General features: G+C 26.3%; 24 protein-coding genes. 2 read left to right on the top strand and 22 right to left on the bottom strand.

What is annotated here, in order from left to right; all coding sequences use genetic code 11:
• Positions 1-157 precede the first annotated feature (157 nt).
• Positions 158-496, top strand: a complete 339-nt coding sequence (locus tag I4U89_RS03285; protein ID WP_195938290.1) for a phage holin family protein — start codon at positions 158-160, stop codon at positions 494-496.
• Between the two features lie 88 nt (positions 497-584).
• Here I4U89_RS03285 and I4U89_RS03280 read toward each other — a convergent pair whose 3' ends face one another.
• Positions 585-1,724 carry an AI-2E family transporter gene (locus I4U89_RS03280; protein ID WP_195938288.1) on the bottom strand — a complete coding sequence of 380 codons (1,140 nt, stop codon included), beginning with the start codon at positions 1,722-1,724 and terminating at the stop codon, positions 585-587.
• Between the two features lie 209 nt (positions 1,725-1,933).
• Here I4U89_RS03280 and I4U89_RS03275 point away from each other — a divergent pair, with 209 nt between their 5' ends.
• Positions 1,934-2,362 (top strand): EamA family transporter, encoded by a 429-nt coding sequence (locus tag I4U89_RS03275; RefSeq protein WP_195938286.1) that lies wholly within the window; start codon positions 1,934-1,936, stop codon positions 2,360-2,362.
• Positions 2,363-2,446: 84 nt separating this feature from the next.
• Here the strand turns inward: I4U89_RS03275 and I4U89_RS03270 are convergent, their stop codons facing one another.
• The 21 genes from I4U89_RS03270 to I4U89_RS03170 all read right to left on the bottom strand — a co-directional run bounded on the left by I4U89_RS03270 (position 2,447) and on the right by I4U89_RS03170 (position 26,021).
• Complete coding sequence (locus tag I4U89_RS03270) at positions 2,447-2,959, bottom strand: DNA topology modulation protein (RefSeq protein WP_195938284.1); 513 nt, start codon at positions 2,957-2,959, stop codon at positions 2,447-2,449.
• Positions 2,960-3,071: 112 nt separating this feature from the next.
• On the bottom strand, positions 3,072-3,824 hold the full coding sequence (locus I4U89_RS03265; RefSeq protein ID WP_207744110.1) for a creatininase: 753 nt from the start codon (positions 3,822-3,824) through the stop codon (positions 3,072-3,074).
• Positions 3,825-3,968: 144 nt separating this feature from the next.
• Positions 3,969-4,421: a YhcH/YjgK/YiaL family protein gene (locus I4U89_RS03260; RefSeq protein WP_195938282.1), complete on the bottom strand. Its 453-nt coding sequence runs from the start codon at positions 4,419-4,421 to the stop codon at positions 3,969-3,971.
• A gap of 50 nt (positions 4,422-4,471) precedes the next feature.
• Complete coding sequence (locus tag I4U89_RS03255; protein ID WP_195938280.1) at positions 4,472-5,623, bottom strand: cyclically-permuted mutarotase family protein; 1,152 nt, start codon at positions 5,621-5,623, stop codon at positions 4,472-4,474.
• A gap of 387 nt (positions 5,624-6,010) precedes the next feature.
• The gene (locus I4U89_RS03250; protein WP_195938278.1) at positions 6,011-6,535 is read right to left on the bottom strand and encodes a dihydrofolate reductase family protein; all 525 of its coding nucleotides are present in this window, start codon (positions 6,533-6,535) and stop codon (positions 6,011-6,013) included.
• A 223-nt stretch (positions 6,536-6,758) separates the two neighbouring features.
• Positions 6,759-7,457: a hypothetical protein gene (locus tag I4U89_RS03245; RefSeq protein ID WP_195938276.1), complete on the bottom strand. Its 699-nt coding sequence runs from the start codon at positions 7,455-7,457 to the stop codon at positions 6,759-6,761.
• 369 nt (positions 7,458-7,826) lie between these two features.
• A complete protein-coding gene (locus I4U89_RS03240) occupies positions 7,827-8,186 on the bottom strand; it encodes a DUF1667 domain-containing protein (RefSeq protein ID WP_195938274.1) in 360 nt (119 codons plus the stop codon).
• Between the two features lie 2 nt (positions 8,187-8,188).
• Positions 8,189-9,433, bottom strand: a complete 1,245-nt coding sequence (locus I4U89_RS03235; RefSeq protein ID WP_195938272.1) for an NAD(P)/FAD-dependent oxidoreductase — start codon at positions 9,431-9,433, stop codon at positions 8,189-8,191.
• Positions 9,423-10,883: an NAD(P)/FAD-dependent oxidoreductase gene (locus I4U89_RS03230; protein WP_195938270.1), complete on the bottom strand. Its 1,461-nt coding sequence runs from the start codon at positions 10,881-10,883 to the stop codon at positions 9,423-9,425. Before I4U89_RS03230 ends, I4U89_RS03235 begins: the two co-directional genes overlap by 11 nt.
• Positions 10,884-11,105: 222 nt before the next feature.
• The gene (glpK, locus tag I4U89_RS03225; RefSeq protein ID WP_195938268.1) at positions 11,106-12,644 is read right to left on the bottom strand and encodes a glycerol kinase GlpK; all 1,539 of its coding nucleotides are present in this window, start codon (positions 12,642-12,644) and stop codon (positions 11,106-11,108) included.
• Between the two features lie 60 nt (positions 12,645-12,704).
• Positions 12,705-13,502 carry an MIP/aquaporin family protein gene (locus I4U89_RS03220; protein ID WP_195938266.1) on the bottom strand — a complete coding sequence of 266 codons (798 nt, stop codon included), beginning with the start codon at positions 13,500-13,502 and terminating at the stop codon, positions 12,705-12,707.
• Positions 13,503-13,699: 197 nt separating this feature from the next.
• A complete protein-coding gene (locus tag I4U89_RS03215; protein ID WP_195938264.1) occupies positions 13,700-14,251 on the bottom strand; it encodes a glycerol-3-phosphate responsive antiterminator in 552 nt (183 codons plus the stop codon).
• A 150-nt stretch (positions 14,252-14,401) separates the two neighbouring features.
• Entirely contained in the window at positions 14,402-15,172 is a 771-nt protein-coding gene (locus I4U89_RS03210; RefSeq protein WP_195938262.1) for an ATP-binding protein, read from the bottom strand.
• A 580-nt stretch (positions 15,173-15,752) separates the two neighbouring features.
• On the bottom strand, positions 15,753-16,460 hold the full coding sequence (locus tag I4U89_RS03205; protein WP_195938260.1) for a LytR/AlgR family response regulator transcription factor: 708 nt from the start codon (positions 16,458-16,460) through the stop codon (positions 15,753-15,755).
• 36 nt (positions 16,461-16,496) lie between these two features.
• A complete protein-coding gene (locus I4U89_RS03200) occupies positions 16,497-17,699 on the bottom strand; it encodes a DHHW family protein (protein WP_195938258.1) in 1,203 nt (400 codons plus the stop codon).
• A 14-nt stretch (positions 17,700-17,713) separates the two neighbouring features.
• Complete coding sequence (locus I4U89_RS03195) at positions 17,714-19,090, bottom strand: MBOAT family O-acyltransferase (RefSeq protein WP_195938256.1); 1,377 nt, start codon at positions 19,088-19,090, stop codon at positions 17,714-17,716.
• A gap of 173 nt (positions 19,091-19,263) precedes the next feature.
• Positions 19,264-20,049, bottom strand: coding sequence for a 5'-methylthioadenosine/adenosylhomocysteine nucleosidase (locus I4U89_RS03190; protein ID WP_243279127.1), 786 nt, complete (start codon positions 20,047-20,049; stop codon positions 19,264-19,266).
• Between the two features lie 307 nt (positions 20,050-20,356).
• Complete coding sequence (locus I4U89_RS03185) at positions 20,357-20,959, bottom strand: manganese efflux pump MntP (protein ID WP_195938254.1); 603 nt, start codon at positions 20,957-20,959, stop codon at positions 20,357-20,359.
• A gap of 299 nt (positions 20,960-21,258) precedes the next feature.
• On the bottom strand, positions 21,259-23,151 hold the full coding sequence (locus I4U89_RS03180) for a PTS fructose transporter subunit IIABC (RefSeq protein ID WP_195938252.1): 1,893 nt from the start codon (positions 23,149-23,151) through the stop codon (positions 21,259-21,261).
• A 3-nt stretch (positions 23,152-23,154) separates the two neighbouring features.
• Positions 23,155-24,072, bottom strand: coding sequence for a 1-phosphofructokinase (gene pfkB, locus I4U89_RS03175; protein WP_195938250.1), 918 nt, complete (start codon positions 24,070-24,072; stop codon positions 23,155-23,157).
• Positions 24,073-24,239: 167 nt separating this feature from the next.
• Entirely contained in the window at positions 24,240-26,021 is a 1,782-nt protein-coding gene (locus I4U89_RS03170; protein WP_442971109.1) for a BglG family transcription antiterminator, read from the bottom strand.
• Positions 26,022-26,093: the final 72 nt, after the last annotated feature.

Genomic DNA, 26,093 nt, shown 5'->3' with positions numbered 1-26,093 from the left:
AGTGTATATAAATTTAATATATAGATAAAGCTTTAAAACAAAACCATATTTAAAGTATATGACCTAATTATCTTAAATATTATACTCACTTGAAATATTATTGTATATATGATTTAATATTTGTATAATTTTGTAATACCTTGAAAGGAGATTTACTATGAGAAAAGTATCATTATTTATAGTTGTTAATGCTATATCCTTATATATAGTATCTTTACTTTTAAATAGCGTATATATAAGTTCTTTTAAGTCATTAATAATACTTACATTAATATTTGGATTACTTAATTTAACTATAAAGCCTATACTTAAGTTCTTTTCATTCCCTATAACAGTTTTAACTTTAGGGTTATTTTCACTAATTATAAATGGATTAGTTTTAAAACTAGCCTTCTCATTTGTTAATGGAGTTTATATAAATAGTACTTTAAGTGCAATAGGTGCATCTATATTACTATCTATTGTAAATAGTGTTTTATATAGTATATTAGACTAATTAATAATATAAAAAGGGACTAAAAATCAATTTTAGTCCCTTTTTATATTATTTTAATTGTTTGTATAAAATAAATACAAGTATCAAACTATTTTTTTAAACTTATATTTTTTGCTTTTATCCTATTATTTATATATCCACCACATAAAGTATATATCATACTAAAAAGAGGCACTCCTATTAGTATTCCTAGTACTCCAAACATTGATGAACCTATTATTATAGGAACTAATATCCAAAATGATGATAATCCTATGGAATTTCCTACTATAAATGGATATATAAAGTTCCCTTCTACTTGCTGAATTGTAACTATCATTATTATAAAGTAAAGCGCTGTTACAGGTTTTATCATAAATAATATTAAAGCAGAAAGAGCTGCCCCTAAAAATGTACCAAACATAGGTATTAGATCTGTAATTCCTATTAATGTACTTATTAATATAGCATAAGGCATATTAAATATAGTCATACCTATAAAGCATAAACTTCCCATAACTATACCATCTGTACATTGTCCTACTATAAATTTTGAAAATTTAACATCACCTAATTTAATAATGCTCATTATTTTATCTGCCATATTTTCACTTAAAAGACCATATAACACCTTTTTAAATTGAATTATAAGCTTATCTTTACTAAGTAACATATATATAGCTATAACAAAACCTAATAATAAGTTAGTTATTATAGATGTTATTGAAAAAGTAATTCCAACTATATTAGATATAAAATAATTTAAAGTTTTTATCATAAAGTCTGACATCTTATCAACCCCTGATAATAAACTGTGATGTAAATTATCTGATATATTTATATGAGACATATAAGTTGTTATATAAGACTGTAATGAGTCTATATACTGTGGAATACTACTTATTAAACTTGAGGTACTTTTTACTAATTGTGGTATTACTAAGTTTATAAATGCACTTAATAATAATCCTATTGTTATAAGTGTTAATATTAATGATATTATCCTTATAATAATTTTTGAATCCTTTATATTATATCTTTTAACAATCTTTCCTATTAGTCTCTTTTCAAAAGATTTCATAGGCACATTTAATAAAAATGCTATAGCTAATCCTATTATAAAAGGTTTTAATATAGATAATGCAGTACTTAAAATATTTCCTACAGTTTTTATATTTAATAATAAAAAGGATAATATAATTATATAAGTTGCTAGTATAAATTGATTTTTCAGTTTAAAATCCCTCATAAATTTTGACTCTCCTTTTGTTGATTGTTTATTATTAAATTATACAACAAACAAGTTAAAATTAGTATGTTTTCAAATAAGATATAATATTTTATTACATCTAAATATTTATTGACTATATAAGGTTTATAAAGTATTATTTTAATTGATTGATATTTATTTTCATTTATTTTTAATTAATATTTAATATTAATTATCAAGGAGGTTTTATGAGTAATTGGTTATTTTATGCACTTTTAGCAGCTATAAGTGCAAGTTTTGTAACAGTTTTTTCTAAGATGGGAGTAACTAACTTGTCTCCTTCACTAGCTACTAGTGTTAGAGCAGTTATAATGGCAGTATTTTTAGTATCAGTATCTTTTATAAAAGGAGATTTTTCTAATCTATCTTCTCTTTTAAGTCATAAAAAAGACTTACTATTCTTAGTATTTGCTGGCGTATCTGGTGCTTTATCTTGGTTATTTTTAAATATAGCACTAAAGACGGGAAAAACTTGGCAAGTAGCTCCTATTGATAAGTTATCTGTAGTTTTAACTGTAATTTTTTCTATTTTAATATTTAAAGAACAAATAAGTGTAAAAGGTATAATAGGCGTTTTATTTATAGCTATTGGTACTATATTTGTTGCCTTAGGATAAATTTTATATTACATATCAAGACAATAAAAATATTAACTATATATTTCATAGTACATAGTAATTAATTTTTTTATTTACTATATACTATGAATTTGTTATTTTCTGTAGAAACAAATTAACTTCTTTTGTTTTTTTCAAAACTACTATTTTATTTTTAAAATCGTGTTCTATTTGTTTATAATGATTGCATATTTCTTTAGTGCGTCCTTCATAAAGAATCCACCAAATAAATTCTAGATCAATTTTTTCTATACATCCTTTAGCCATATCTTCACGAGTTGTGTTTTTGTATCTAAAATACCTCTTTAATGCTCTATAAATACAAATTCTACGTGGAAAATTCAAAAAAATTATTTTATCAGCTTGTTCTAATCTTTCTTTTTGAAAAAAATCACTATAATTTCCATCTATCACCCAAGAATCATTTTTCATAAAATCATATACTATCAAACGCCCCTCATCTCTATCACGTTCAATCCAATTGGGTAAAAAATTAACTGTGTCGAGAAATAAAACAGGTGCCTTATAATATTTTGAAAGCTTCCTAGCAAGTGTTGATTTTCCACTTCCACTATAACCAATTATTGCAATTTTCATGTTATCCCCCCAATATTAATAAATTAAAATAGCAGTAAATACATTAAAAACCTATAGCTATTTATTTATAGCTATAGGTTTTTAATATATTTTGATATAAAAATATTCTTGTTTATTTTATAAATTCTTTATTTACTATGCTAACCATTTTATCTAAAGCTTCATTTACTATTAGTTCTCCTTTTTCTTTAGAACTAGTTCTTCCTATAGCTAATAATCCTGATTCTGGAACTAAATCCTTTGGTATTGGATATACATGATAAGTTGGTACTTCTTCTATTTTTTCATCTATTAATCTATCCATATGAACTAGTTGTGGAGCAAATTTAAGTATTAATGAAGTCTCTGTTATAGCTGCATGTTCTAATGCCCACCCTGGAAACTCAATTTCATCAAACACTTTATCAATAGTATCTTGACTTATTAAGTCCCACCAGCTCATCATTATTATTTTTGTATCATTTGGCATAAATTTGCTTACTAAATCTATAGCTTCTAGTAAAAATGCTTGATTTTCAAAGTGAGAATTTACTATAGCTATTTTTCTTACACCATCTCTTATTAATTCTTCTAAAATATCTTTAACTAACTCTATTAAAGTAGTTCCATTTAAATCTATAGTCCCTGGAAATAATGGACCTCCACCTGATGCTGGTTGAGATTTATATCCATAACTTATAGAAGGCATTACTATAGAATTTGTTTTTTCTCCTAATAACTTAGAGAATCCTTCAGATATTATAGTATCTGTAGATAATGGTAAATGTGGTCCATGTTGTTCAACAGATCCTATAGGTAGTATTACTACATCTTTGTCTTTTCTTTCATTAAACTCATACCATGTCATTTCTGCCATTAGTGTCATAAAAATCACTCCTTTATTAAGACTACTATATAAATTATATCATATAAAAAAATGTATTTGATAAATATAAATAACGATATTTACTAATAATAAAAATTTAATTTTTATACTTTAATAAGAGAGGGTATATACCCTCTCTTATATTTATCTTATTATAATTTTAAATATAGCTTTTTTTACATACTCTTTTTTATTTACTTTTATAGCTGTCATGTGAGCATCTTCTGGATAGCAAACCAAGAAATCTCCTTTTCTTAATTCTACATATCCATTATTTTCACCTTCTAGAGGTAAAAAGTCCGATTCTTCTTCATAATCTTTTTGAGTTAATTGCTCTATAAAATTTAAATCAATTCTTTCGCATCCATCTATCATTAAATGAATATCTATGTACTTTTTATGAGCTTCCCAAAATCTTTCTTCTTTCTCATAAGTTTCATATTCTACTATATTTACAAATATATCTTTTCCATCTATAGTATATGTCCCTTTTTCATAGCCATTTAAATCGTTTTCTTTAGCATATTCAAAACATCTAAGTAGATCTTTACTTAAGTTAGGATAATTTTTTATATGCTTTATATTGCCAAATATCATAAATTTTCCCCCTATTTTTTAAGTCGTTAATTAAATTTTTACCTTGATAGCTACTCGTTAATTATTGTTCCTACAAAAGTTCTCTCTGTTCTAACACCTGGTTTTACTTCTCCATTTATTGAATATATCTTATTTCCATTAAGTATTAGACCTGCTCCACAAGGTGCATTAAATGGAATTTCTCCTATAGTTTTCCAGATATCTTCTTCTGCATTATATATTAATATATTTTCATTCCAATTAAATTCCTGAGGATCTGCACCAAAATATTTTTGTCTAAATGCTTGTAATTCTTCTCCTTTTAAGTTATCTAAATTATAAACTGCATCATCGTATATTTCTTTATTAAATCCACCTATAACTAACATCTCATCTTCATTAAGTTTCACTGAACTTGCTCCTAATAAAGATATTTTTTTATCATTTATTTTAACATCAGAAACTTTTTCCCACTTATCATTTTCTATATCATACTTATATCCGTCTGTGTATGCTACTTTATCTCCTCCACTAAATACATATATATCATCATCTAATATTTGAGCTACAGCTTGATTTCTAGTTGCTTCTCCCGGCATAGGTGCTAACTCTTTAGTCTTACCTTTTTTTATATCAAATCTATACATCTTATTGCTAGCTGTTCCATTTTGTTTTCCTAAACCGATATATATGTAATTTCCTTTTTTAACAGCTATTCCGTCGCTAAGTGTAAAAGGTAAATCTCCTATGTGCTTTTCTTTAAGTTTTCCTTTTTTGTTTACTGTAAATAAAGTTACATTGTCAGCTTCTTTTTCATTACTACTTCCACCTATGTAGTAAACCCCTTCTTTATCAGTAATTGAACATCCATATCCAATTTCATAATTTAGTTTTTCATGACTAACTTGCTTTAGCCTTCCATCTTCTTCCTTTAATACATATACATCTGGATAAAGCTTTTTAGCCCCTCCATCTAAAACTGGTTTATCTGGGAAATTTGCTCCTCCACCAGCTATTATATATTCGCCATCTTTACCAGCAAGTAAACCGGCTGTACCTATATTTTTACCTTGTCCAAATTGTGCCTCTAAGTCACCACCATGTTCCCATAGTATTCTATCTACATCATTTCCGCCTGCATTTCCAGTATAATTCATAGTACTTGCACCTAATATAAAAGTAGATGAAATTGCAATTGCCATAGCTTTTGTTAACTTTCTCATTACTTACCTCCTAATAAATAATATATTTTTAAAACTAAAAACTATAGATATAATTTGTAGAGGTATTTATTTTAGTCAAAAACTATTTATCAATTTTATATACTTTAAGATTTATATATACTGTTATTATAAAAATGACATAACTATATTTTTAGTTTTTTACTTTTACAATTAGATTGTACTAAGAAAAAATATTCTTATCAATAAAATTTTTTATATAACTTCTATATAAAATTAATTTTATGTTTAATGTAATAAATACATAAATTATGATAGAATTTTTTAAATCTAAAATTTAATATTATATGTGTCTATAGAAAAAAGTTATGAGAATTAATATTCTCATAACTTTATACATATTTAAGTTATATATTTAAATTTTATATGCTACCTTTTTGAATATCTTAATATGACAATACCATTGTCTAAGATGTACTCATCTAAGTGTAAATCTATTTTAGGATTATCACCTAAGAATAATGGTCTACCTTTTCCAAGTATTGTAGGTATTATTCCTATGATATATTCATCTATAATATTTGCTTTTATAAAATTATCTACTAATTTCCCTCCTCCAAATAAAAATATGTTCTTTCCTTCTTTTTTTCTTTCTTCTTCTATTACTTTACATATATCGCCATTTATAAAATGTACATTTTCATAATCTTCTAATTCTTTAGATGTGGCTACATACACCTTTTTGTTTTTGTAATCATTATGAAAATTTTGGTCATAACACTTTTTTCCCATGACTACAGTATCTACCTCTCTTAGAAATTCATTAAAATCCAACTTTTTTTCACTATTTAAAGAATTATCTCCATCTCCAACTATCCAATCAAATCCTCCATCTTCACTTGCTATATATCCATCTATACTTATTGCTAAATTTAATATTATTTTTCTTTTCATATTTATGTCTCTCTTTCTTATTAAAGTTTTTGATTTAGTTTACGTTTTGCTATAAAATTTTTTAATTATAAATATATTATAATACATAATATTTTATATTCTATTTAAAAATATATGCTGTATTAAATTCTAAACTTAAAATTAGTAATTGCTAATATTGCTACTATATAAAAAGAGCACCTCTTTTTTAGAGATGCACTTTTTTAGCTTATATTAATTTATTCTACATAACTAATTCAAGATATCCACTTGGGTGGAAGTAATAGATATTTGATGTATTTTTATCAACAAAGAAACCTAAGTCAGTATCATAGTCTGGTAAAAATACATACCCACTTAATCCTTTTTCTTTTAATGCGCTAAAGCTATTTTCATCACCTTGGTATGTATAGTTTGCGTCTTTATTATACATTTTTAATAAATCTTTAGCTTGTTCTTTGTTTAATACATTTATAACTTCAACTTTGCTTTCTTCTTTTATGTCTGGTTGAACTTTATCATTTGAAACTAATACATTTTCTTCTTGTACTTTATTGTCTTCAGTTTTTTGTGTATTTTCAGCTATTACATTTTCAGCTATTACATTTTCACTATTAGTTGTATTTTCTTCTTTAACTAATTGATTATTTTCTTGTTTATTTATTTTATTGTTGTTATTATCTTTTTTGATATTATCTTGTTTTTTAACTTCTTCTTTATTTTCAACTTTTGCTATCTCATTATGTACTTTATTATTGCTTTCATTTTTTATTACTTGTTTATCTATGTTGTTTACTTCTTCTTTTTTATTAGTATTTATATTTTCAACTGCTTCCACTTTAGGTTTATTATTAGAACTTTGTGCAAATATTATGTTATTTATTGGACTTACAAATAACATCCCTCCACATAATACTGATAATGCTGTTATAGCTCTTTTCATTTTAATCACATCCTTTTATTTTATGTAAATCTATGTAAGTTTTTGTTTTATTTCTTTCTATGTATTTATACTAACATATTAAAATTATATATAACAGTTACACGGCTGTTACTTTAGATTACAAGTTCGTAATTAAGGTAACAAGGATGTAACTTTTATATTTATACTTTTTGGGTACAACAAAAATTCACTTTGCTTGAGCGACGTGTCGGCGAAACACTTCATGTCGCCAACGGCTTCGTTCGTTTCCCAAAATATCTTTTTTACATTTTTGAGCTTATTGATATATCTTATATATGTAAATTATCAACAGCTTTATGCTTAATATAAAGTACTTGTATGTAAAAAAAGATAGCATAAGCTATCTTTTTAATTACAAATTTCTACTGTTTTAGCACTTACAACATCAACACCTGTATCTAGTATGTTTTTAACTATAACATCTCCAACATTTATTGGTGCACTTACTTTTATAGTATCTAATTCTTTCATTACGTCAAACATCATATCTTTTGGTATAGATTCTTTTGTTTTTACTGGAAGTAGGTTTAAATATGAATTTTCAAGTCTTACAGTAGTAGTTATAACCCTTTTAGGATTAGTTAATTCTTCTACTCCATACTTTTCTCCTCTTTTACAAGTATTTCCCTCTACTTTATATCCATCGTTAGTCTTAGTTACTACTAATGGACATCCCATAGGACATACTATACAAGTTATATTTACCATATCTAAGCCTCCTTAACACTTACAGTTATATTTTCTTTTATATCTTTAAATAAATCTTTAGATAATTTTATATTTTCCATTTCAGATGGTATCATATGTTTTCTTTTCTTTTCTAATATTACTTTGCCATTACTTTCTACTACTAATTTTTTGTTACTGTATATATTTCTAACTCTCATAAATAAATTTATATCTTCGTCACAAGTTGTGTCTATATTTTGTGGTACTATATAAGAGATTCCTTCACTTGCTAAAGTTTTTACACTTTCATTGTTTTTTAATTTATTTAATGAGTATAGTGCTGCATTTTTACCAGCTATTCTACTTTCTTTTGTGACAAAATCGACTAAGTCATGTACATGAACTACATTACCACAAGCAAATACACCGTCTATATTAGTTTCCATGCTATTTCTAACTATTGGCCCACTAGTTTTACTATCTAGGCTTACTCCTAAATCAACACTTAACTCATTTTCTGGTATAAGCCCTACTGATAAAAGTACTGTATCACATGAAATATATTCTTCTGTTCCTTTTATAGGTTTTCTATTTTCATCAAGTTTTGAAAGTGTAACTCCTTTAACTCTTTCTTTTCCATGAATATAGCTTATACCTGTACTTAACATTAAAGGTATATTAAAATCATCTAAACACTGTACTATATTTCTAGTAAGTCCACTGCTGTGAGGATTTACTTCAACTACTGCCTTAACTTTAGCGCCTTCTAATGTCATACGTCTTGCCATTATAAGACCAATGTCTCCTGAACCATATATAACTATTTCTTTACCTACCATATACCCTTCCATATTTGATAGTCTTTGCGCTGCTCCTGCGTTATATACTCCTGCACATCTATATCCTGGTATATCTATTGCACCTCTAGTTCTTTCTCTACATCCCATAGCAAGAACAATCGAATCTGCTTTAATATTTATAAGTCCATCTTCTCCAAGTGCTTCTATGTTTTTATCTTTAGTTATATTAAGTACCATAGTATTTAACATATAATCTATATTTTCTTCTTTTATCATTTCTATAAATCTATGAGCGTATTCAGGTCCTGTTAATTCTTCTTTAAATTCGTGAAGTCCAAATCCATTATGTATACATTGGTTAAGTATTCCACCTAATTCTCTGTCTCTTTCTATTATAAGTACATCTTTTGCACCATTTTTCTTAGCTTCATAAGCTGCTCCAAGACCTGCTGGTCCTCCTCCAACAACAACAACATTATATTTCAACTAACTCACCCCTCATTTCCTTAACTTTACCTGCTACCATGTTTGATTTGCCATAATCTTTTAATACATCTTCAACGTTTATATTAAGTTCTCTAGCTATTATTTCTATAACTTTAGGACCACAAAAACCACCTTGGCATCTTCCCATTCCTGGTCTTACTCTTCTTTTAACTCCATCTACAGTTTTAGCTCCACATGGAGATTTTATAGCATCTATTATTTCACCTTCTGTTACCATTTCACATCTACATATTATCTTTTTATATCTTTCATCTTTTTTTGCTATTTCTTCTTTTTCCTTAGTGCTCATATGTGAAAATGGCTTATTTTTTCTTCTTATTGGGTTAAAATCTGTGTTTTTATCTAGGTTTAAGCCCTCTTCTTTTAGAATTTCTACTACATATTTTGCAATAGCTGGTGATGAAGCTAACCCAGGTGATTCTATTCCACCTACATTTATAAAGTTTTTGCATTTATCTGATGCAAATATCATAAAGTCTCCAGTATTTGGTGTTGCTCTAAGTCCTGCAAAAGATGTTATTGTCTTTCTAAAATCTATATTTTCTATACTTTTTCTTGAAGCATTAACTACTTCTTCTATCCCTTCTCTACTTGTAGATATATCTTCTTTATCATCTACAACATTTGCATTTGGTCCAACTAGTAAATTTCCATGAACTGTTTGAGTTACTAATACACCTTTACCTTTTTTTGTTGGGCATTGGAATAATGTATGATTTGCTATTTTTCCTTCAGACTTATCTAGTATTTTGTACTCTCCTTTTCTAGGTATGATATAATATTCATCTCCGCCTATCATATTGTTTATTTTGTCACTGTATACTCCAGCTGCATTTATTACATATTTTGATTTTATTATTTTTCCATTTTGTAATTTTATATTAAATTCATCATCTATTTTATTGATATCTATTACTTCACTTTCTAATTTTAAATCTACTCCATTAGTTATAGCATTTTCCATAAGTGCTATATTTAAGTTAAATGGACAAACTATACCTGCCACTTCGCAAAGTAGTGCACTTACTACGTTTTTGTTTATACTAGGCTCAAGTTTTAATACTTCTGCTTTATTTAGTATTTTTAGACCTTCTACACCATTTTTTATTCCTCTATCATAAAGTTGTTGTATATGCTTTTTCTCTTCTTCATCAAAAGCTAAAACTAAAGAACCATTTTGTTTAAATTCTACATTTAACTCTTCACAAAGCTTAGGATATAACTTGTTACCTTCTACATTTAATCTTGCCTTTAAACTTCCTTCTTTAGCATCATATCCACCATGTACTATAGCACTATTTGCTTTAGTAGTTCCTTGGCATACTTCTACTCCTTTTTCTAGTACTACTATCTTTGAATTATATTTAGATAATTCACGAGCTATAGAGCTTCCCACAATTCCAGCTCCTATTATTGCTATATCATACATAACTTTCCCTCCAACTTATTTTTTTCTAAAAAAATACAGAGAGCCCCCTATACGTTGTATAGAAGGCTCTCTCATCTCTTAGCCAAAAATATTTAATATTGTATTTAGTAAAATTTACTTTATTATAATTTGTAAATTATAAATATCACTTTAAAAATCGAAAACATTTTCCTCGGTATGTTAATTATATACTATAAATTATTTTTTGTCACTAATTTTATATTAACTCTCAACTGATGCTAATTCAGCTTTAAATTCTTCATCTTCTCTTGCCCAGTCAAGACTTCTTTGTACTGCTTTTTTCCATCCTTTATATAATAAGTTTCTCTTTGCATCACTCATATTAGGAGTAAACTCTTTATCTATTATCCAAGATTTTTTAATGTCTTCTTTGCTATCATAAAATCCTACGGCCAATCCTGCTAGATAAGCTGCTCCTAGTGCAGTAGTTTCTACTACCTTTGGTCTATTTATATTTGTATTTAATATATCAGATTGGAACTGCATTAAGAAATTATTTGCACTTGCTCCTCCATCTACTTTAAGACCATTTAGCTTTAGTCCTGAATCTTCTTGCATAGCATTTAATACATCTTTAACTTGGTATGCTATTGATTCAAGTGTTGCACGAACTAAATGTGCTCTATTAGCACCACGAGTAAGTCCCATTACACTACCTCTTGCATACATATCCCAATATGGTGCTCCAAGCCCTGCAAATGCTGGTACTACATATACTCCATTAGTATCATCTACACTTTGAGCATAAAATTCACTTTGGCTAGCATCATATAATATTCTAAGTTCATCTCTTAACCATTGTATAGATGCACCACCTATAAATATACTTCCTTCTAATGCATATTCAACTTTTCCATCTACACCCCAAGCTATTGTTGTTAATAATCCATTTTTAGATTCTACCATATTTTCTCCAGTATTCATTAACATAAAGCAACCTGTTCCATAAGTATTTTTAGCACTTCCTTCTTCAAAACAAGTTTGCCCAAATAATGCCGCTTGTTGGTCTCCTGCACATCCTGCTATTGGTATTTCAGCTCCTGCTAGCATTTCTTTGTCTGTATGTCCATATACACAGCTAGATGGTTTTACTTCTGGCAACATACTCTTTGGTATATTTAATATTTCAAGTATTTCATCATCCCATTTTAACTCTTTTATATTATAAAGCATAGTTCTAGCAGCATTTGAGTAATCAGTTACGTGTACCTTTCCACGAGTTAAATTCCATATTAACCAAGTATCTACTGTACCAAATAATAAATCTCCATTTTCTGCTTTTTCTCTTGCACCTTCTACATTATCAAGTATCCATTTTATTTTAGTTCCTGAAAAATATGCATCTAGTATAAGTCCTGTTTTTTCTTTTATAGTATCTTTGTATCCTTTAGCTTCTAATTCATCACATATTCCTGATGTTCTTCTACATTGCCAAACTATCGCATTGTATATTGGCTTTCCTGTATTTTTATCCCAAACTATTGTAGTTTCTCTTTGGTTAGTTATACCTATTGCACAAACTTCATCTGGTCTAATAGAATTAGTTTCTAGTACTTCTCTCATAACCCCACTTTGACTTCCCCATATTTCCATAGGATTATGTTCTACCCATCCTGCCTTTGGATAAAATTGAGTAAATTCTTTTTGGGAAGTTGCTATTATGTTTCCACTCTTATCAAATAATATTGCTCTTGAACTAGTTGTTCCTTGGTCTAGCGCCATTATATACTTTCTTTTCATACAAATCCCTCCCAGAAATTTTTAAATTTATATTTACAATTATTGTTGTATTTAATATTTCTACTTAGATGCTTCTTTAACCTCTTCATCATCTAAATATCTTTTTACACCTTTATCATATACAAATCCTGCAAGTAAACCACCTATGATTGGACCTACTATTGGAACTAAGAAATACATATTTTCTCCTAATGCATTAGTTCCCCATCCTGCTATCATTGCAAATAATTTTGGTCCAAGATCTCTTGATGGATTCATTGCAAATCCTGTTAATACACCAAAACTTGCACCTATTATAGCTATTGTTAGACCTATCATAACTGGTGCTAAGTTAGCATGAGGCTTGTTTGAGTTTTTAGCTTCTCCAACTGCAAGTATAACCATAACTAAAAACATTGTTATTATTATTTCTGTAAATAAAGCTGTCATTATACTTATATCAGCATGTGGGTATGTTGAAAATATTCCCGCTGTAGCCATACCACTTTCACTTGCTCTTACTATGTTATTAGCACTTTCAAAAGATATGAATAAGTTCTTAAATAAAAAGTAAACTGTAGCAGCTCCTACAAAACATCCTAGTATTTGAGATATTATGTACGGCAAAACCTTTTTCTTTGGAAAATCCCTATACACCATTAAAGCTATAGTAACTGCTGGGTTTATATGTGTACCCGACACTGCTCCTGTAACATATATTGCCATGGTAACAGCAAGGCCCCATATAATACCGATTTCCCATTGTGAAATATTAGCTCCATTTAATACAAGTGATGCAACTGATCCACAACCTATAAATATTAGTATCCAGGATCCTATAAATTCAGAGATACACTCTCCCATCAATGTTTTTTTCAACTCAATTCCTCCTTAAATTTTATAAAATCAATTTTTTGTAAAAAAACAGAGAGAGCTCTTAGTAAAAAACTATTAGCTCTCTCGTCTCCAGCCTAGTATTGATTTAATTAAATAATAATAAAAAAACATTTTCTCGTCAATATTTTTTAAGGTTAAGTTTTTAACATTACAGTTAAGTTTTTAACATTTTTTAAGCTTTACCATATACTTTTATCTGTAGTTGAAACTGCCATAGCACCACAAGATAATATATTTATAACTTCTTCTTTTTCATCGATAAGTCCGCCGCATATTATTGGTATATTAGGATAAGTTTTATTTATCCTTTTTACTATCTTTGGCATTATTCCAGGCATTATTTCTATAGCTTGAGGTTTTACTTTCCTTAAGCTTTCTATAGCATTTTCAAGTGACATTGAGTCTATAAAGAAAAACCTTTGCACAACATTTAAGTTTAGTTCTAATGCCCTTTTTACAATATTAGTTTTAGTAGTTATTATTCCATCCAATTTTACTTCCCTTTTTATATAATCTACAATAACAGGATTTGATGCTATTCCAGATATCATATCTATATGAACAAATACCTTTTTATCATATTTATGAAGATATTCGATTATTTTTTTTAAATTAAGTATATCTCCATTTAATAAAAATACAATATCACAATCTGATTTTGCCACAGCTTCTAAATTTTCGTCATTTTTAATTGCACCTATTATAGGATTTACTTCTAATATTTCTCTCATTTTTTCCCTCCAAATTTATACGTCTATATTTATTATACATTAATAAAAAAAAGTGCAATATTAATTATTTTTTTAACGAACTTTTAAATATAAAAGAGGAACGATTCGTTCCTCCTTTATATTGCTTACTTTGCGATTAAGTATTCATATCTAATCTTTTATGGGTATTATAATTTTTACTACAAACTTATTGTTGTAGCCTTCAAAATTTACTTGTCCATTATATTTTTCTACACTCTCTTTTATATTCTTAATTCCTATTCCATGTAGAAACTTATCATTTTTATCAGTATGTAAAATCTTATTTTTAATAATTACGTCATTAATTTTACTATTTTCTATTTTTACAACACACATATTATTCATATATGTATTTTTTATATCTATATACTTATGTATACTCTCATCACTTATCTTTCTACAAGATTCTATACAGTTATCTAAACAGTTTGAAAATATAGTACAAACGTCTACCATGTCTATAAATTCACATTTTGAAAAATCTAAACTACATTTAAAATCTATATTTTCTTTCAAACAAGTATTATATTTATCATTAACAATAATATCTAATATACTATTATTAGTTTCAAAAGCTTCTTTGTAATCCATTATCATATGGTCAATTTCATTTATATATAAATCTAAATTCTCACTATCATTTTTATATAACTCTTTTATACATATAATATGATTTTTCATATCATGATGAAGCTTTCGTACCTTTAGTTGTTGCTCTTTAAGACTTAGATAATGATTATAGTCTTTATTTATGCTTTTTTTGATTATATTATTTTCTATTTCTATTTTATGAGATTTTACTATTTTATCAAATACATAAGATATATATATAGTTGAAATTATAACTAGTATGGCTACTATCATCATAACTAAATTTTTATTAGCTACTAATTCACTCATATTTTTTCCTCTTATATTTTTTCTTATATTATCCAATACTATTAAAAGAGATATAAGATTTACTAATATAGGAATAAATATTAGTTTTAAATTTTTCTCTTTATATTTTTTTATATTTATGTAGTACTTTGTAAGTAAAAACCCTATTATTAGTAATAATGTCATAATTAAATTTGATTGTATATAATAAACGTATGAATTATAGTGAATTATATCTGCTGGAAACACTAAGGTATAAGATAAGCTTTCTGTTATACTTTCAACTAATCCCCAATATATAATACAAATAATAAATGCCTTTTTGTTATTATCTATATCATAATTTATCTTACAATATATATAACCTATAGTAGGGAATAAAATTATTGAAAAATCATTAATATTAGAAAATCTTATATTAAATAAAAGTTGATCTAATATTAAAAAATTTATAATCGATACTAGCTTACTATATTTTTTTCATACATATAATTAATTAAATAATAAAATATAATGCACTTTATAAAATAAGTAGAATTATTTAAAATAATCCAAAACCATGTATCAGTTGTAAATAACTTATCTAAATTATTTAATAGATCTAACATAACACTTCCCCTAATACATTTGTTAGCTTTTTCTTAAAATCTTTTAACTTTCTTCTACTTATAGGTATCTCTATACCTTCTACAATTACTACATCATTTTTAGTAATACTTGATTTTTTTAAATTAACTAAATAACATCTATGACTTCTATAAAAATTGTGACTACTAAGCTCCTTTTCGAGATTTTCTAATTTAACTCTAGTTACATAAGTATTATCATAAGTATGTATATGTGCACATCTATTTATAGTTTCTATATATAATATTTCATCTATATCGACTTTGACACTTCCTTCACAACCTACTTGATTTACTATTATATAATTTGGATTTTTTTTGATCGTTGAATTTATAAAACTTAGCAAGTCATCATAATTAATAGGCTTTAGTAAATATCTACAAGCACGAACTTCATAGCCTTCTTGCATATAACTATCTATAGAAGTAGTAAACACTATATCGCATTGAATATCAAATTCTCTAATATGCCTTGCTGTATCCATTCCATTTAAATTATCCATTTGAATATCTAGGAATAATATATCTACTTTATCTGGATAATTTTTAAGCAATTCTTCTCCAGACTTAAATTCAAATATATTGTATTCAATGTTTTTACTTTCAAATATATCTATAATATATCCTTTTAAAATGTCTCTGTGTATTAATTCATCTTCACATATAACAATATTTAGCCCCATTATTCATGCTCCTTATAATACTTTAAATAAATGATGTTAGCTTATCCCCTTTTCTATCATCACTTTTATCATATCATAAAATCCAAAGCTGTTATACATAAACATAACTATATTACTATCACTATTTTTAATAATATCTTCATAAGTCATGTCTAAATTACTTATATTTCTTGGATCTACTATTTCTACTTCTTTAAAAACATCAGCAAACATTAATGTCATTGGTGCTTCATATGAATCTCTAAATAATAATATCTTTTTATCTGTTAAAGCTTTATCATTTTTAATTTTTAATATATTACAACTTGCACCTCTCATATATGCACCACCATAATCCCATTCTTTATCATCTTTTTGAGTTGCTATAACTTCATCAATTTTTATATGTTTATCTTTTTTTCCATCATTTTTATAGAATTTATAATCTTCATTGTCTCTATAAACATAAATAGGGTATTCTTTTTCTTTTACAAGCATATCTAAATTTCTATTGTAACTACCTATAAATTCTTTATCTTTGACAGTTTTTATTTTATATTCCTTAAAAAATGAATTTAATTTATCTTCAGTAATACCTAAATCCATTTTACTTATCATAGATTTAAATCCTTCAAAAGCACCTAATCCATTCCAATGATGATCTGTTTTAAAATAAAGCTTCTCACGCTCTTTGTCACTAAATCTATTTAAAAAATCTTCATCTAAGTCTATAAAATTTATAAGGTCTGGCTCTAAGCTGGACTTTAATTCATTTTTATTTATATCTATATTTTCTTTGTTATCTACATAGTTTGGATATAAGTGTTTTAACATATTAGTCTTGTGAGGCGTTGATACATAGTACACGCTTTTATCTAGTTGGTTTGCTATTTCACTAGTTTTATGTAATGCTATAGTATATTTATATATTTTGTCATCACTTAATAAATGAGAAAATTGCCCTAATATCCAATTATTCTTTCCCAGGTAATAATTGCCTACCTTTGTTTTATTTAAGCTAATTTCTGACTTTATATATATTTTATTCATTTCTTCTCTAAATGCAAATTGATCATTATAATATTTTTCAAACTTTTTTGTAAAAGTATTGTTTTTAATATCTTCTATCGTTGGTAATTTTTCTAAATTCCTATTTTCTGAAAAACTATAGTTTTTATCTGGTTTAACAATATTTATTATAAAAAAACCAAATATTATTGTTAAAAAAGGCATTATTATATATTTTGATTTGTTTTTCATAATTTATCTCCTATCTAAAATCTAAAATATAAAAATGGATTATAAGTAGAACTACTTAAAATTACTATAACTACTATCATAGAAATACTTAAAAAGAAACTTTGAAGTATATATGCTAATTTATTTTGTAATAAATTTTTGTTGCTTTTAATAATTATTTTTTTAATAGAATTTACTATTGGCATTGAGAATACTATCGCCATAAGGATTATATAATAATAATCATTTAAGTAAGTTATAAAATCAGAGTTTATAATATTATTTTCTGATATACCAAACATAACTTTTATAAACTCAAAACCATGACTTAAATTATTGGCTCTAAAAAATACCCATCCTATAATAACTATAAACATTAAATACATATGTCTAAATAATCTAGGCAATTTAAATAATAATTTTTCTAAAAATGCTTTTTCTAGTGCTATAAATATACCAAAGTACAGTCCCCATATTATAAATGTATAATTTGCTCCATGCCATATACCAGTTAAAAACCATACTATAAATAAATTTCTATATAATTTAAATTTAGAAACACGACTTCCTCCAAGAGGTATATATACATAATCTCTAAAAAAGCTACCTAAAAATATATGCCATCTTCTCCAAAACTCAGATACACTTTGAGATATATAAGGATAATTAAAGTTTTCAAGAAAGTTAAACCCAAACATCTTTCCTAGACCTATAGCCATATCGCTATAACCACCAAAGTCAAAATATATTTGAAATGTGTAGCAGATAATTCCAAGCCAAGCTTCTCCTATTGATAAGCTATTTATCCCTTTTGAAAATACAAAGTCAGATACTATACCTAATTGATTAGATATTATAACTTTCTTAGAAAGTCCTATTACAAATCTATTAACCACTTGTGCAAATTTATCCGTACTATGTATTCTTTTATTTATTTGATTATCTACTGTCTGATATCTTACTATAGGTCCTGCAACAAGTTGTGGAAACAAACTTATATATAATGCAAGCCCTAATATATTTTTTTGAACTTTACCATCATGTCTGTAAACATCTATAACATAACTCATTGTTTGGAATGTAAAAAATGATATACCAAGAGGCAGTTTTATTCCTTTTATATTGAATAAAAAATCTGCGTATTTAAAAGTTATCAAAAGTCCTATATTGAAAATAATTGATATGATAAGCCATATTTTCTTTTTTGAACTATCATTTACTTTTATACCAAAGTAATAGTTGCATATTATAGAAAATATCATTAAAAATACATATTTCGGCTCTCCCCATGCATAAAAAAATAAACTTGCTATTAATAATATATAATTTTTATATTTGTCTTTAGTTATATAGTAACCTAATAAAACTATTGGTAAAAATAGAAATAAAAAAAATAAACTACTAAAAACCATTGTATTAACTCCCCTTCATTTATAATCTTATGGTTAATATAATACATTTTCTTAGTAGTTTATTGAAATTTTACCCAACGGTTATTTTTATTGTTTAAATGGTTATTTTTTGTCGATTATATATTAATCAAAACTATGTTCAAAATGTAAAATTAATGCTTATGTCTTATTACTTAATATATTTTTATAAATTCTTCTAATAGCGAACTAGCATTTTTTGCTGCTATTGGTAAGAACTCCTCATATGATAGATCAGCTTCTCCATTTGCTTTATCAGATATTGAACGAAGTATGACAAATGGTATGTCATTTAAGTAGGCTACTTGTGCCATAGATGCTCCTTCCATTTCTACTGCCTCTACCTCTCCAAAGTTATCTTTTATTTTTTTAGCAATATCTCCACCTGCTACAAATTGGTCCCCTGAGGCTACCATTCCATCTACTATATTTACACCTTTTACATTCTTAGCAGCTTCTTTCGCTTTGTTTATCATATTTTTATCTGCATCAAAGAATCTTTTATTTAGTCTTGATATTTCTCCAAGTGGATCTCCAAATGCTGTTGTATCAAAATCATGCTGAACTGTAGTTGTTGATATAACTACATCTCCTTGATTTAAATCTTCATTCATAGTTCCAGCAACTCCAGAATTAACAAGAGCTGATACATTAAATTTATCAACTAAAACTTGAGTACACATAGCCATGTTAACTTTTCCTACACCAGAACGAACTAATACTATATTTTTATTATGTAATGTTCCTTTATAAAATTCCATTCCTGCTATAGTTGTAGTTTCTTTTATATCCATCTTTTCTTTTAATATTTCTACTTCTTCTTCCATAGCCCCTATTATACCTAATACATTTTCATTTCCTGTTTCTGATTGTGATGTACATCCTACCATTAAAAATATTGATAATAATATTGTTGGTAGCAAAACTAATATTTTTTTCATTTTCTAATTACTCCTTAATTTTATGTCAAAATCATTTTACAATATTATTTATATCATCATTTTCATATATTTTCAATATTTTTTTTATTTTTTTATGTATTATTATGAATTTTATAAAAATTTTTTTATGTAACGTTCGTTTTTAGTCTTTGTATATACTTCATCATAAGCCTATTAAACTATCTTAAGTTTTATTTATTTTTTAAAATTTTTAATTTTAATAAAAAAATAGATATAATAAGCTTTTATAAAAACTTATTATATCTATGCTTTTATCATATATTTTTAATGTTTTGATTGGGTGTGTTTAAAATAACTGGCTAAATATATGTGTATGTTCATTAAATATATTTATACCTATACATATAAGTATAATTCCACCTATAAGCTCTGCATATCCATTAAATACATTTCCTATTTTTTTGCCTATAAAAACTCCAAATAAACACATTATAAATGTTATAACACCTATAGCTATTGATACCTCTACTATGTTTATACTTAAAAAGGCAAAACTTATTCCCACTGCCAAAGCATCTATGCTAGTAGCTACAGATAACACTATAATATCCTTTGTAGAAAGCTCTTCTTCAGATGTAGCAGCTAACAAAGTATCTACTTCATTTGCTTCTTTTCTTTCATCTATAAATCCTTTTATCATTTTATATCCTAAGTAACTTAATAATATAAGTGCTATCCAATGATCTATAGATTTTATGTACTTTTCAAATCCAATACCCATAACCCACCCTAAAAGTGGCATTCCACCTTGAAATATTCCAAAAAATAAGGCTATTTTTATACCTAAAGATTTTGTTAAATGTTTAATAGTCATTCCTTTTGTTACCGATACAGCAAAAGCATCCATTGAAAGTGCTAAAGCTGTAAAAAATACTGCTGTAATACTCATAATTTCCTCCTGTTTTATAATTTTTCAAAAAAATAAACGAGACTCTAGGTATGCAAAATAAGCATACCTGAGTCTCGTTTTTTAAGATTAGACCAGACTATTTAGTCATTATGTTGACCTAATCACACAATACGTGCAAACTACTCCCTCAGTATAATGGAATATACATCTTATTATAATATAAATTTATATATAAATAAATAACTTTTATATAATAAATAAAGTTTTTAATCATTTAGTATATAAAAAATAGATAGACTTATTTTATATAAGTTTATCTATTTTAAAGTAAATACATATTATTCATTTATTGGCTTTTTTAAAGCTGCTAATGCTATCATACCTACTACTGAACCTATTGCTATTGCAGCTAAATATCCTAAAGGATTACCAACAACTGGAACAACAAATATTCCTCCATGTGGTGCTCTTAATGTTGCATTAAACATCATACTAAATGCTCCTGCTGTTGCTGAACCTAATACACAAGCTGGTATAACTTTAAGTGGGTCTGCTGCTGCAAATGGTATTGCACCTTCTGTTATAAATGACAATCCCATTACATAGTTAACCTTACCTGATTCTCTTTCTTCTTTTGTAAATCTATTTTTAAAGAATGTTGTAGCAAGTGCTATTGTTAAAGGAGGTACCATACCACCTGCCATAACTGCTGCCATTATTTCAAATTGACCTGATTGTAGTGATGCTACTCCAAATACATAAGCTGCTTTATTTATTGGTCCACCCATATCTATTGCCATCATACCACCAAGTATTAATCCAAGTATTAATTTAGAGCTAGTTCCAAGTCCATTTAAGAAATTAGTTATTCCTAAATTAAGTGCTGCTACTGGAGGTATTATTATAAATGTCATTATAATACCCATTAAAAGTGTTCCAAATAAAGGATATAAAAGTACTGGCTTTATACCATCTAGTGAATCTGGTAATACACTAAATACCTTTTTAAGTCCTACTACTAAGTATCCTGCTATAAAACCTGCAAGTAGTGCTCCTAAGAAACCTGAACCACCAGTATTTGCTAGTGCCCCACCTACAAATCCTACTACTAAAGCTGGTCTATCGGCTATACTATATGCAATATACCCTGCTAGTACTGGTAGCATAAATCCAAAGGCAGTATCTCCTATTGATTTAAAGAAAGCTGCAAGTGGTGTATTTGAACCAAAAGTCTTTGGATTTATTGAGTAATCATCAAGTAAAAATGCTAAAGCTATTAGTATACCTCCACTTACTACAAATGGTAGCATGTTTGATACACCATTCATTAAATGCTTATATACTTTTCTAAACGCACTTTCCTCACTACGTTCTTCTTTTGTTTCTACATTACCACCGTAATTATATATAGGTGCATCTCCATTTTCTGCTTTTGTTATTAACTCTTCTGCCTTGTGTATTCCATCTGCAACTTTAGTTATTATGACTTTTTTTCCATTAAATCTAGCCATATCAACTTTTTTATCTGCTGCTACTATTATAGCTGTTGCATTTTCTATTTCTTCTTTAGTTAATACATTTTTAGCTCCTGATGAACCATTAGTTTCTACCTTTATACTAACTCCCATTTTATCGGCTTGTTTGTTTAAACTTTCTGCTGCCATAAAAGTATGTGCTATACCTGTTGGACAAGCTGTAACTGCTAATACTTTTGGGTATTTTGAAGCTTTTTCTTTAACTACTTCTATTTTTTCTTCTTTTTCTTCTGGGAATTTCTCTTTTTCCTTTTTATCTATTAAACTTAAAAACTCACCTTCGCTTTTAGCATTTATAAGTTTTTCTCTAAATTCTTCATCCATAAGTATTGTAGATAATCTTGATAATACTTCTAAGTGAGTGTTATTAGCTCCTTCTGGTGCCGCTATCATAAAGAATAAATGTGATAAGCTACCATCAAAAGATTCATAATCTACACCATCTTTACAAATAGCTGCAGCTAAACACGCATTTTTAACTGAACTAGTTTTAGCATGAGGTATTGCTATTCCTTCACCTATTCCTGTTGTGCTTTGATTTTCACGAGCTATTATTGCTTTTTTATATTCTTCTTTATTATTTAAATTACCACTATTATCTACTAAATCTACTAGCTTATCTATAGCATCACTTTTATTAGTTGCTTTTAAGTTAAGGCTTATAGACTTTTTATTTATTAAATCTACTATTTTCATAGCTTATCTCCTCTCTACATTTATTTCATCTATTAAACTATATATGTGTTCTTTATTTGCTAAATCATTAGAAAATGCTGTTGCACCTCCACTAGCTGCTCCTAGTTTTAAAGCTTCTTTGTAGTCTTTTGAATTTAGATATCCAGCTATAAATCCAGCTACCATAGAATCTCCTGCACCTACTGAGTTTTTAACTTTTCCTTTTGCTACGTTACTTATAAATGTTTCTCCATTTTCTGTTATAAGTAATGCTCCATCTTTTCCTCTTGATACTAATACATTTTTAGCTCCCATATCTTTTAACTTTCTAGCATAAGTTATTATGTCATCAGTAGTTTCTAATTTAACATTAAATAATTCTTCTAATTCATGATTGTTTGGTTTTATTAAAAATGGTTTGTGCTTTAATACATTTATTAATAAATTTTTAGTTGCATCTACTACTATTTTTATATTTTTATTTTCTAGCTTTTTCATTATATTTTCATAAAGAGAAGAGTCTAAAGTACTAGGTATACTTCCTGCTAATACTAATACATCGTTTTCCATAAGAGTATCTAATTTTTCATATAATTTATTTAAATCTTTTTCACTTATATTTGGTCCTTGACCATTTATTTCTGTTTCTTCATCACTTTTAACCTTAACATTTATTCTTGTAAATCCATTTTCTATATTTATAAAATCTTCATTTAATCCTTTATCTCTTAATACATCTTTTATATAATTACCTGTAAATCCACTAACAAATCCTAGGGCTCTACTTTCATATCCTAGTTCTTTTAATATTAAAGATACATTTATACCTTTACCACCTGGATATACATATTCTTCTTTAGTTCTATTTACCTCTCCATTTTTTAGATTATCTAGCTTTACTACATAATCTATAGATGGATTAAGTGTAACTGTATAAATCATTTTATCACCTCATTGTGTTATCTTATATATTTATAATATTTCAGAATACCTTTTCCTGAAAGACAAAAAATTTCTCTTAGTTAAAAGAGAAATTTATCTATTAAATATAAAAGTGTATTTTTACCTTTATTAATATTAAGTTTTTTCAAATTATAAATTAAACAAATTTATTTAAACATAGCTATAAATTTATCATAATTTTTAGATTCACATATACTTATAACTTTAGCTATAGAATCTATTCTTTTATATATATTTGAAAGTAAATCTTCATAGTTTAGTATACTATCTTTTTGTATACAAAGCATCACTATAAGCCTTACATCTCCTACTTCCCACTTTATACTTTTTTTAAGTATTCCTATTGCTATAGTATCTTTATATACCTTTCCTTTAGCACCATGAGGAATAGCTACCATATTTCCAATTTCTGTTGTAGCTATCTTTTCTCTATCAATATAAGATAATTTCATTTCTTCATCTATATAATTCTTTTTAAGTAACTTCTCTGACATATAGTCTATTACATCATATTTATTATCAAAATCTAAATCTACAAAAAATAAATCCTTATCAAATATTTCAGATAAATTTATATTATAATAAATTTTGCCTGTATCTATAAACTTTTCTATTATCATTATTTCCTTGTCATCTAAAAATGGTGATACATTTATAACAGGAATATTTTTAATATCTATAGGTACCGTAGCTATTATAAAATCTACATCAAGTACTCCTATAAAATCTATTAAGTAAGAAGGCATTACTTTTAATATTTCAATCCTTTTATCAAATTTAGCTTCAAGTTTTGCCTTTATAAGCATAGATGTTCCAATACCTGATGCACATATTATTATAGCCTTTAATACTTTTTTGTTTTCTTTATGAGAAGTTCTTTGTAATGCTCCTCCTATGTGAATTGCAATATTTGCAATTTCATTTTCATCTATTTTAATATCTAAATCTTTTTCTAATGTATTTTTTGCAATAGTTGCTAGTTCAAATGCAAATGGATACTTAGTCTTTATATCACTTGCTATTATACTTTGATTATTTATGTTTAATTCTTTGTTAGTATAAAAACTAAGTATGTGCTTATATAAATACTTTTTAAATATCTCGTCATTACTTAAATCTATAGATGTAGCTAATTTTAAATTTTTAATAAACTCATCTATAGAGCTTAGTATTTTTTCTTTATATTCTTTATTATAATTATTGTTTATTTTTTCTTGGTAGTTGTTAATATATGTTTTTATATACTCTTTATAATTATTATTATCTTCTAGTGATAGTGATAGTAGTATATAATTAAATATATTGTTAAATTCATAATCAGTAAATATTATATGTTTTTTATCTATATTGTATAATATCTCACTTCTTATTGAAGATATATTTGAAGCTACAGTGTCACTAAAAAAGTCTTCAATATTTATGTTATTATACTTTAAGCTACTTTCTATTATGCACTTTATTATATTTTTAATATCTCCTAAAATACCAATACCTAGCTTATGTTTTGATATAATTTTTAAATTATAATTTTTAAGTATAACTTTAACTTCTTTTAAGTCATTTTTTATGGTAGATAGACTAACATACATTTCATCTGCTAAGCTTTCTATTTTCAAAGTTTTATCTTTATAAAGTAGTAAGATTTTTTTTAATATATATCCTACTCTATCTATATTAACATTAGTTTGTTCATCATCTTTATCAATAATAGAATCTACATCTCCAACTAATATATATCCTTTTCCTCTTATAGAATCTATTTTTACGTTTTCTAAAGTGGCGTTTATATCTTTTATTTCTCCTTGAACTGTTTTTGTAGAACAATCTAGTTCATATGCTAAAGCCTTACTAGTTATAGGGTGCGTACTTTTGTTTAATATATTAATTATCTTAACTTGTCTACTATTTAAAATATATGTCAATATCATCAATCCTTATTAAAATTTTTTATCTATTATTTTATTCTACTATAAGTGTAATTATAGTTTCAAATAAAATTA

It is taken from the genome of Romboutsia sp. 1001713B170131_170501_G6 (assembly GCF_015668195.1).
GTDB lineage: Bacteria > Bacillota > Clostridia > Peptostreptococcales > Peptostreptococcaceae > Romboutsia_C.
The sequence above is the reverse complement of the archived record's forward strand: the minus strand, read 5'-3'. Positions and strand labels throughout refer to the sequence as shown.

Excerpts from the sequence above, each read along its gene's own strand:
- I4U89_RS03285 (WP_195938290.1), top strand. The coding sequence starts at position 158 with ATGAGAAAAGTATCATTATTTATAGTTGTTAATGCTATATCCTTATAT.
- I4U89_RS03280 (WP_195938288.1), bottom strand. The coding sequence starts at position 1,724 with ATGAGGGATTTTAAACTGAAAAATCAATTTATACTAGCAACTTATATA.
- I4U89_RS03275 (WP_195938286.1), top strand. The coding sequence starts at position 1,934 with ATGAGTAATTGGTTATTTTATGCACTTTTAGCAGCTATAAGTGCAAGT.
- I4U89_RS03270 (WP_195938284.1), bottom strand. The coding sequence starts at position 2,959 with ATGAAAATTGCAATAATTGGTTATAGTGGAAGTGGAAAATCAACACTT.
- I4U89_RS03265 (WP_207744110.1), bottom strand. The coding sequence starts at position 3,824 with ATGACACTAATGGCAGAAATGACATGGTATGAGTTTAATGAAAGAAAA.
- I4U89_RS03260 (WP_195938282.1), bottom strand. The coding sequence starts at position 4,421 with ATGATATTTGGCAATATAAAGCATATAAAAAATTATCCTAACTTAAGT.
- I4U89_RS03255 (WP_195938280.1), bottom strand. The coding sequence starts at position 5,623 with ATGAGAAAGTTAACAAAAGCTATGGCAATTGCAATTTCATCTACTTTT.
- I4U89_RS03250 (WP_195938278.1), bottom strand. The coding sequence starts at position 6,535 with ATGAAAAGAAAAATAATATTAAATTTAGCAATAAGTATAGATGGATAT.
- I4U89_RS03245 (WP_195938276.1), bottom strand. The coding sequence starts at position 7,457 with ATGAAAAGAGCTATAACAGCATTATCAGTATTATGTGGAGGGATGTTA.
- I4U89_RS03240 (WP_195938274.1), bottom strand. The coding sequence starts at position 8,186 with ATGGTAAATATAACTTGTATAGTATGTCCTATGGGATGTCCATTAGTA.
- I4U89_RS03230 (WP_195938270.1), bottom strand. The coding sequence starts at position 10,883 with ATGTATGATATAGCAATAATAGGAGCTGGAATTGTGGGAAGCTCTATA.
- glpK (WP_195938268.1), bottom strand. The coding sequence starts at position 12,644 with ATGAAAAGAAAGTATATAATGGCGCTAGACCAAGGAACAACTAGTTCA.
- I4U89_RS03215 (WP_195938264.1), bottom strand. The coding sequence starts at position 14,251 with ATGAGAGAAATATTAGAAGTAAATCCTATAATAGGTGCAATTAAAAAT.
- I4U89_RS03210 (WP_195938262.1), bottom strand. The coding sequence starts at position 15,172 with ATGAGTGAATTAGTAGCTAATAAAAATTTAGTTATGATGATAGTAGCC.
- I4U89_RS03205 (WP_195938260.1), bottom strand. The coding sequence starts at position 16,460 with ATGGGGCTAAATATTGTTATATGTGAAGATGAATTAATACACAGAGAC.
- I4U89_RS03200 (WP_195938258.1), bottom strand. The coding sequence starts at position 17,699 with ATGAAAAACAAATCAAAATATATAATAATGCCTTTTTTAACAATAATA.
- I4U89_RS03195 (WP_195938256.1), bottom strand. The coding sequence starts at position 19,090 with ATGGTTTTTAGTAGTTTATTTTTTTTATTTCTATTTTTACCAATAGTT.
- I4U89_RS03190 (WP_243279127.1), bottom strand. The coding sequence starts at position 20,049 with ATGAAAAAAATATTAGTTTTGCTACCAACAATATTATTATCAATATTT.
- I4U89_RS03185 (WP_195938254.1), bottom strand. The coding sequence starts at position 20,959 with ATGAGTATTACAGCAGTATTTTTTACAGCTTTAGCACTTTCAATGGAT.
- I4U89_RS03180 (WP_195938252.1), bottom strand. The coding sequence starts at position 23,151 with ATGAAAATAGTAGATTTAATAAATAAAAAGTCTATAAGCCTTAACTTA.
- pfkB (WP_195938250.1), bottom strand. The coding sequence starts at position 24,072 with ATGATTTATACAGTTACACTTAATCCATCTATAGATTATGTAGTAAAG.
- I4U89_RS03170 (WP_442971109.1), bottom strand. The coding sequence starts at position 26,021 with ATGATATTGACATATATTTTAAATAGTAGACAAGTTAAGATAATTAAT.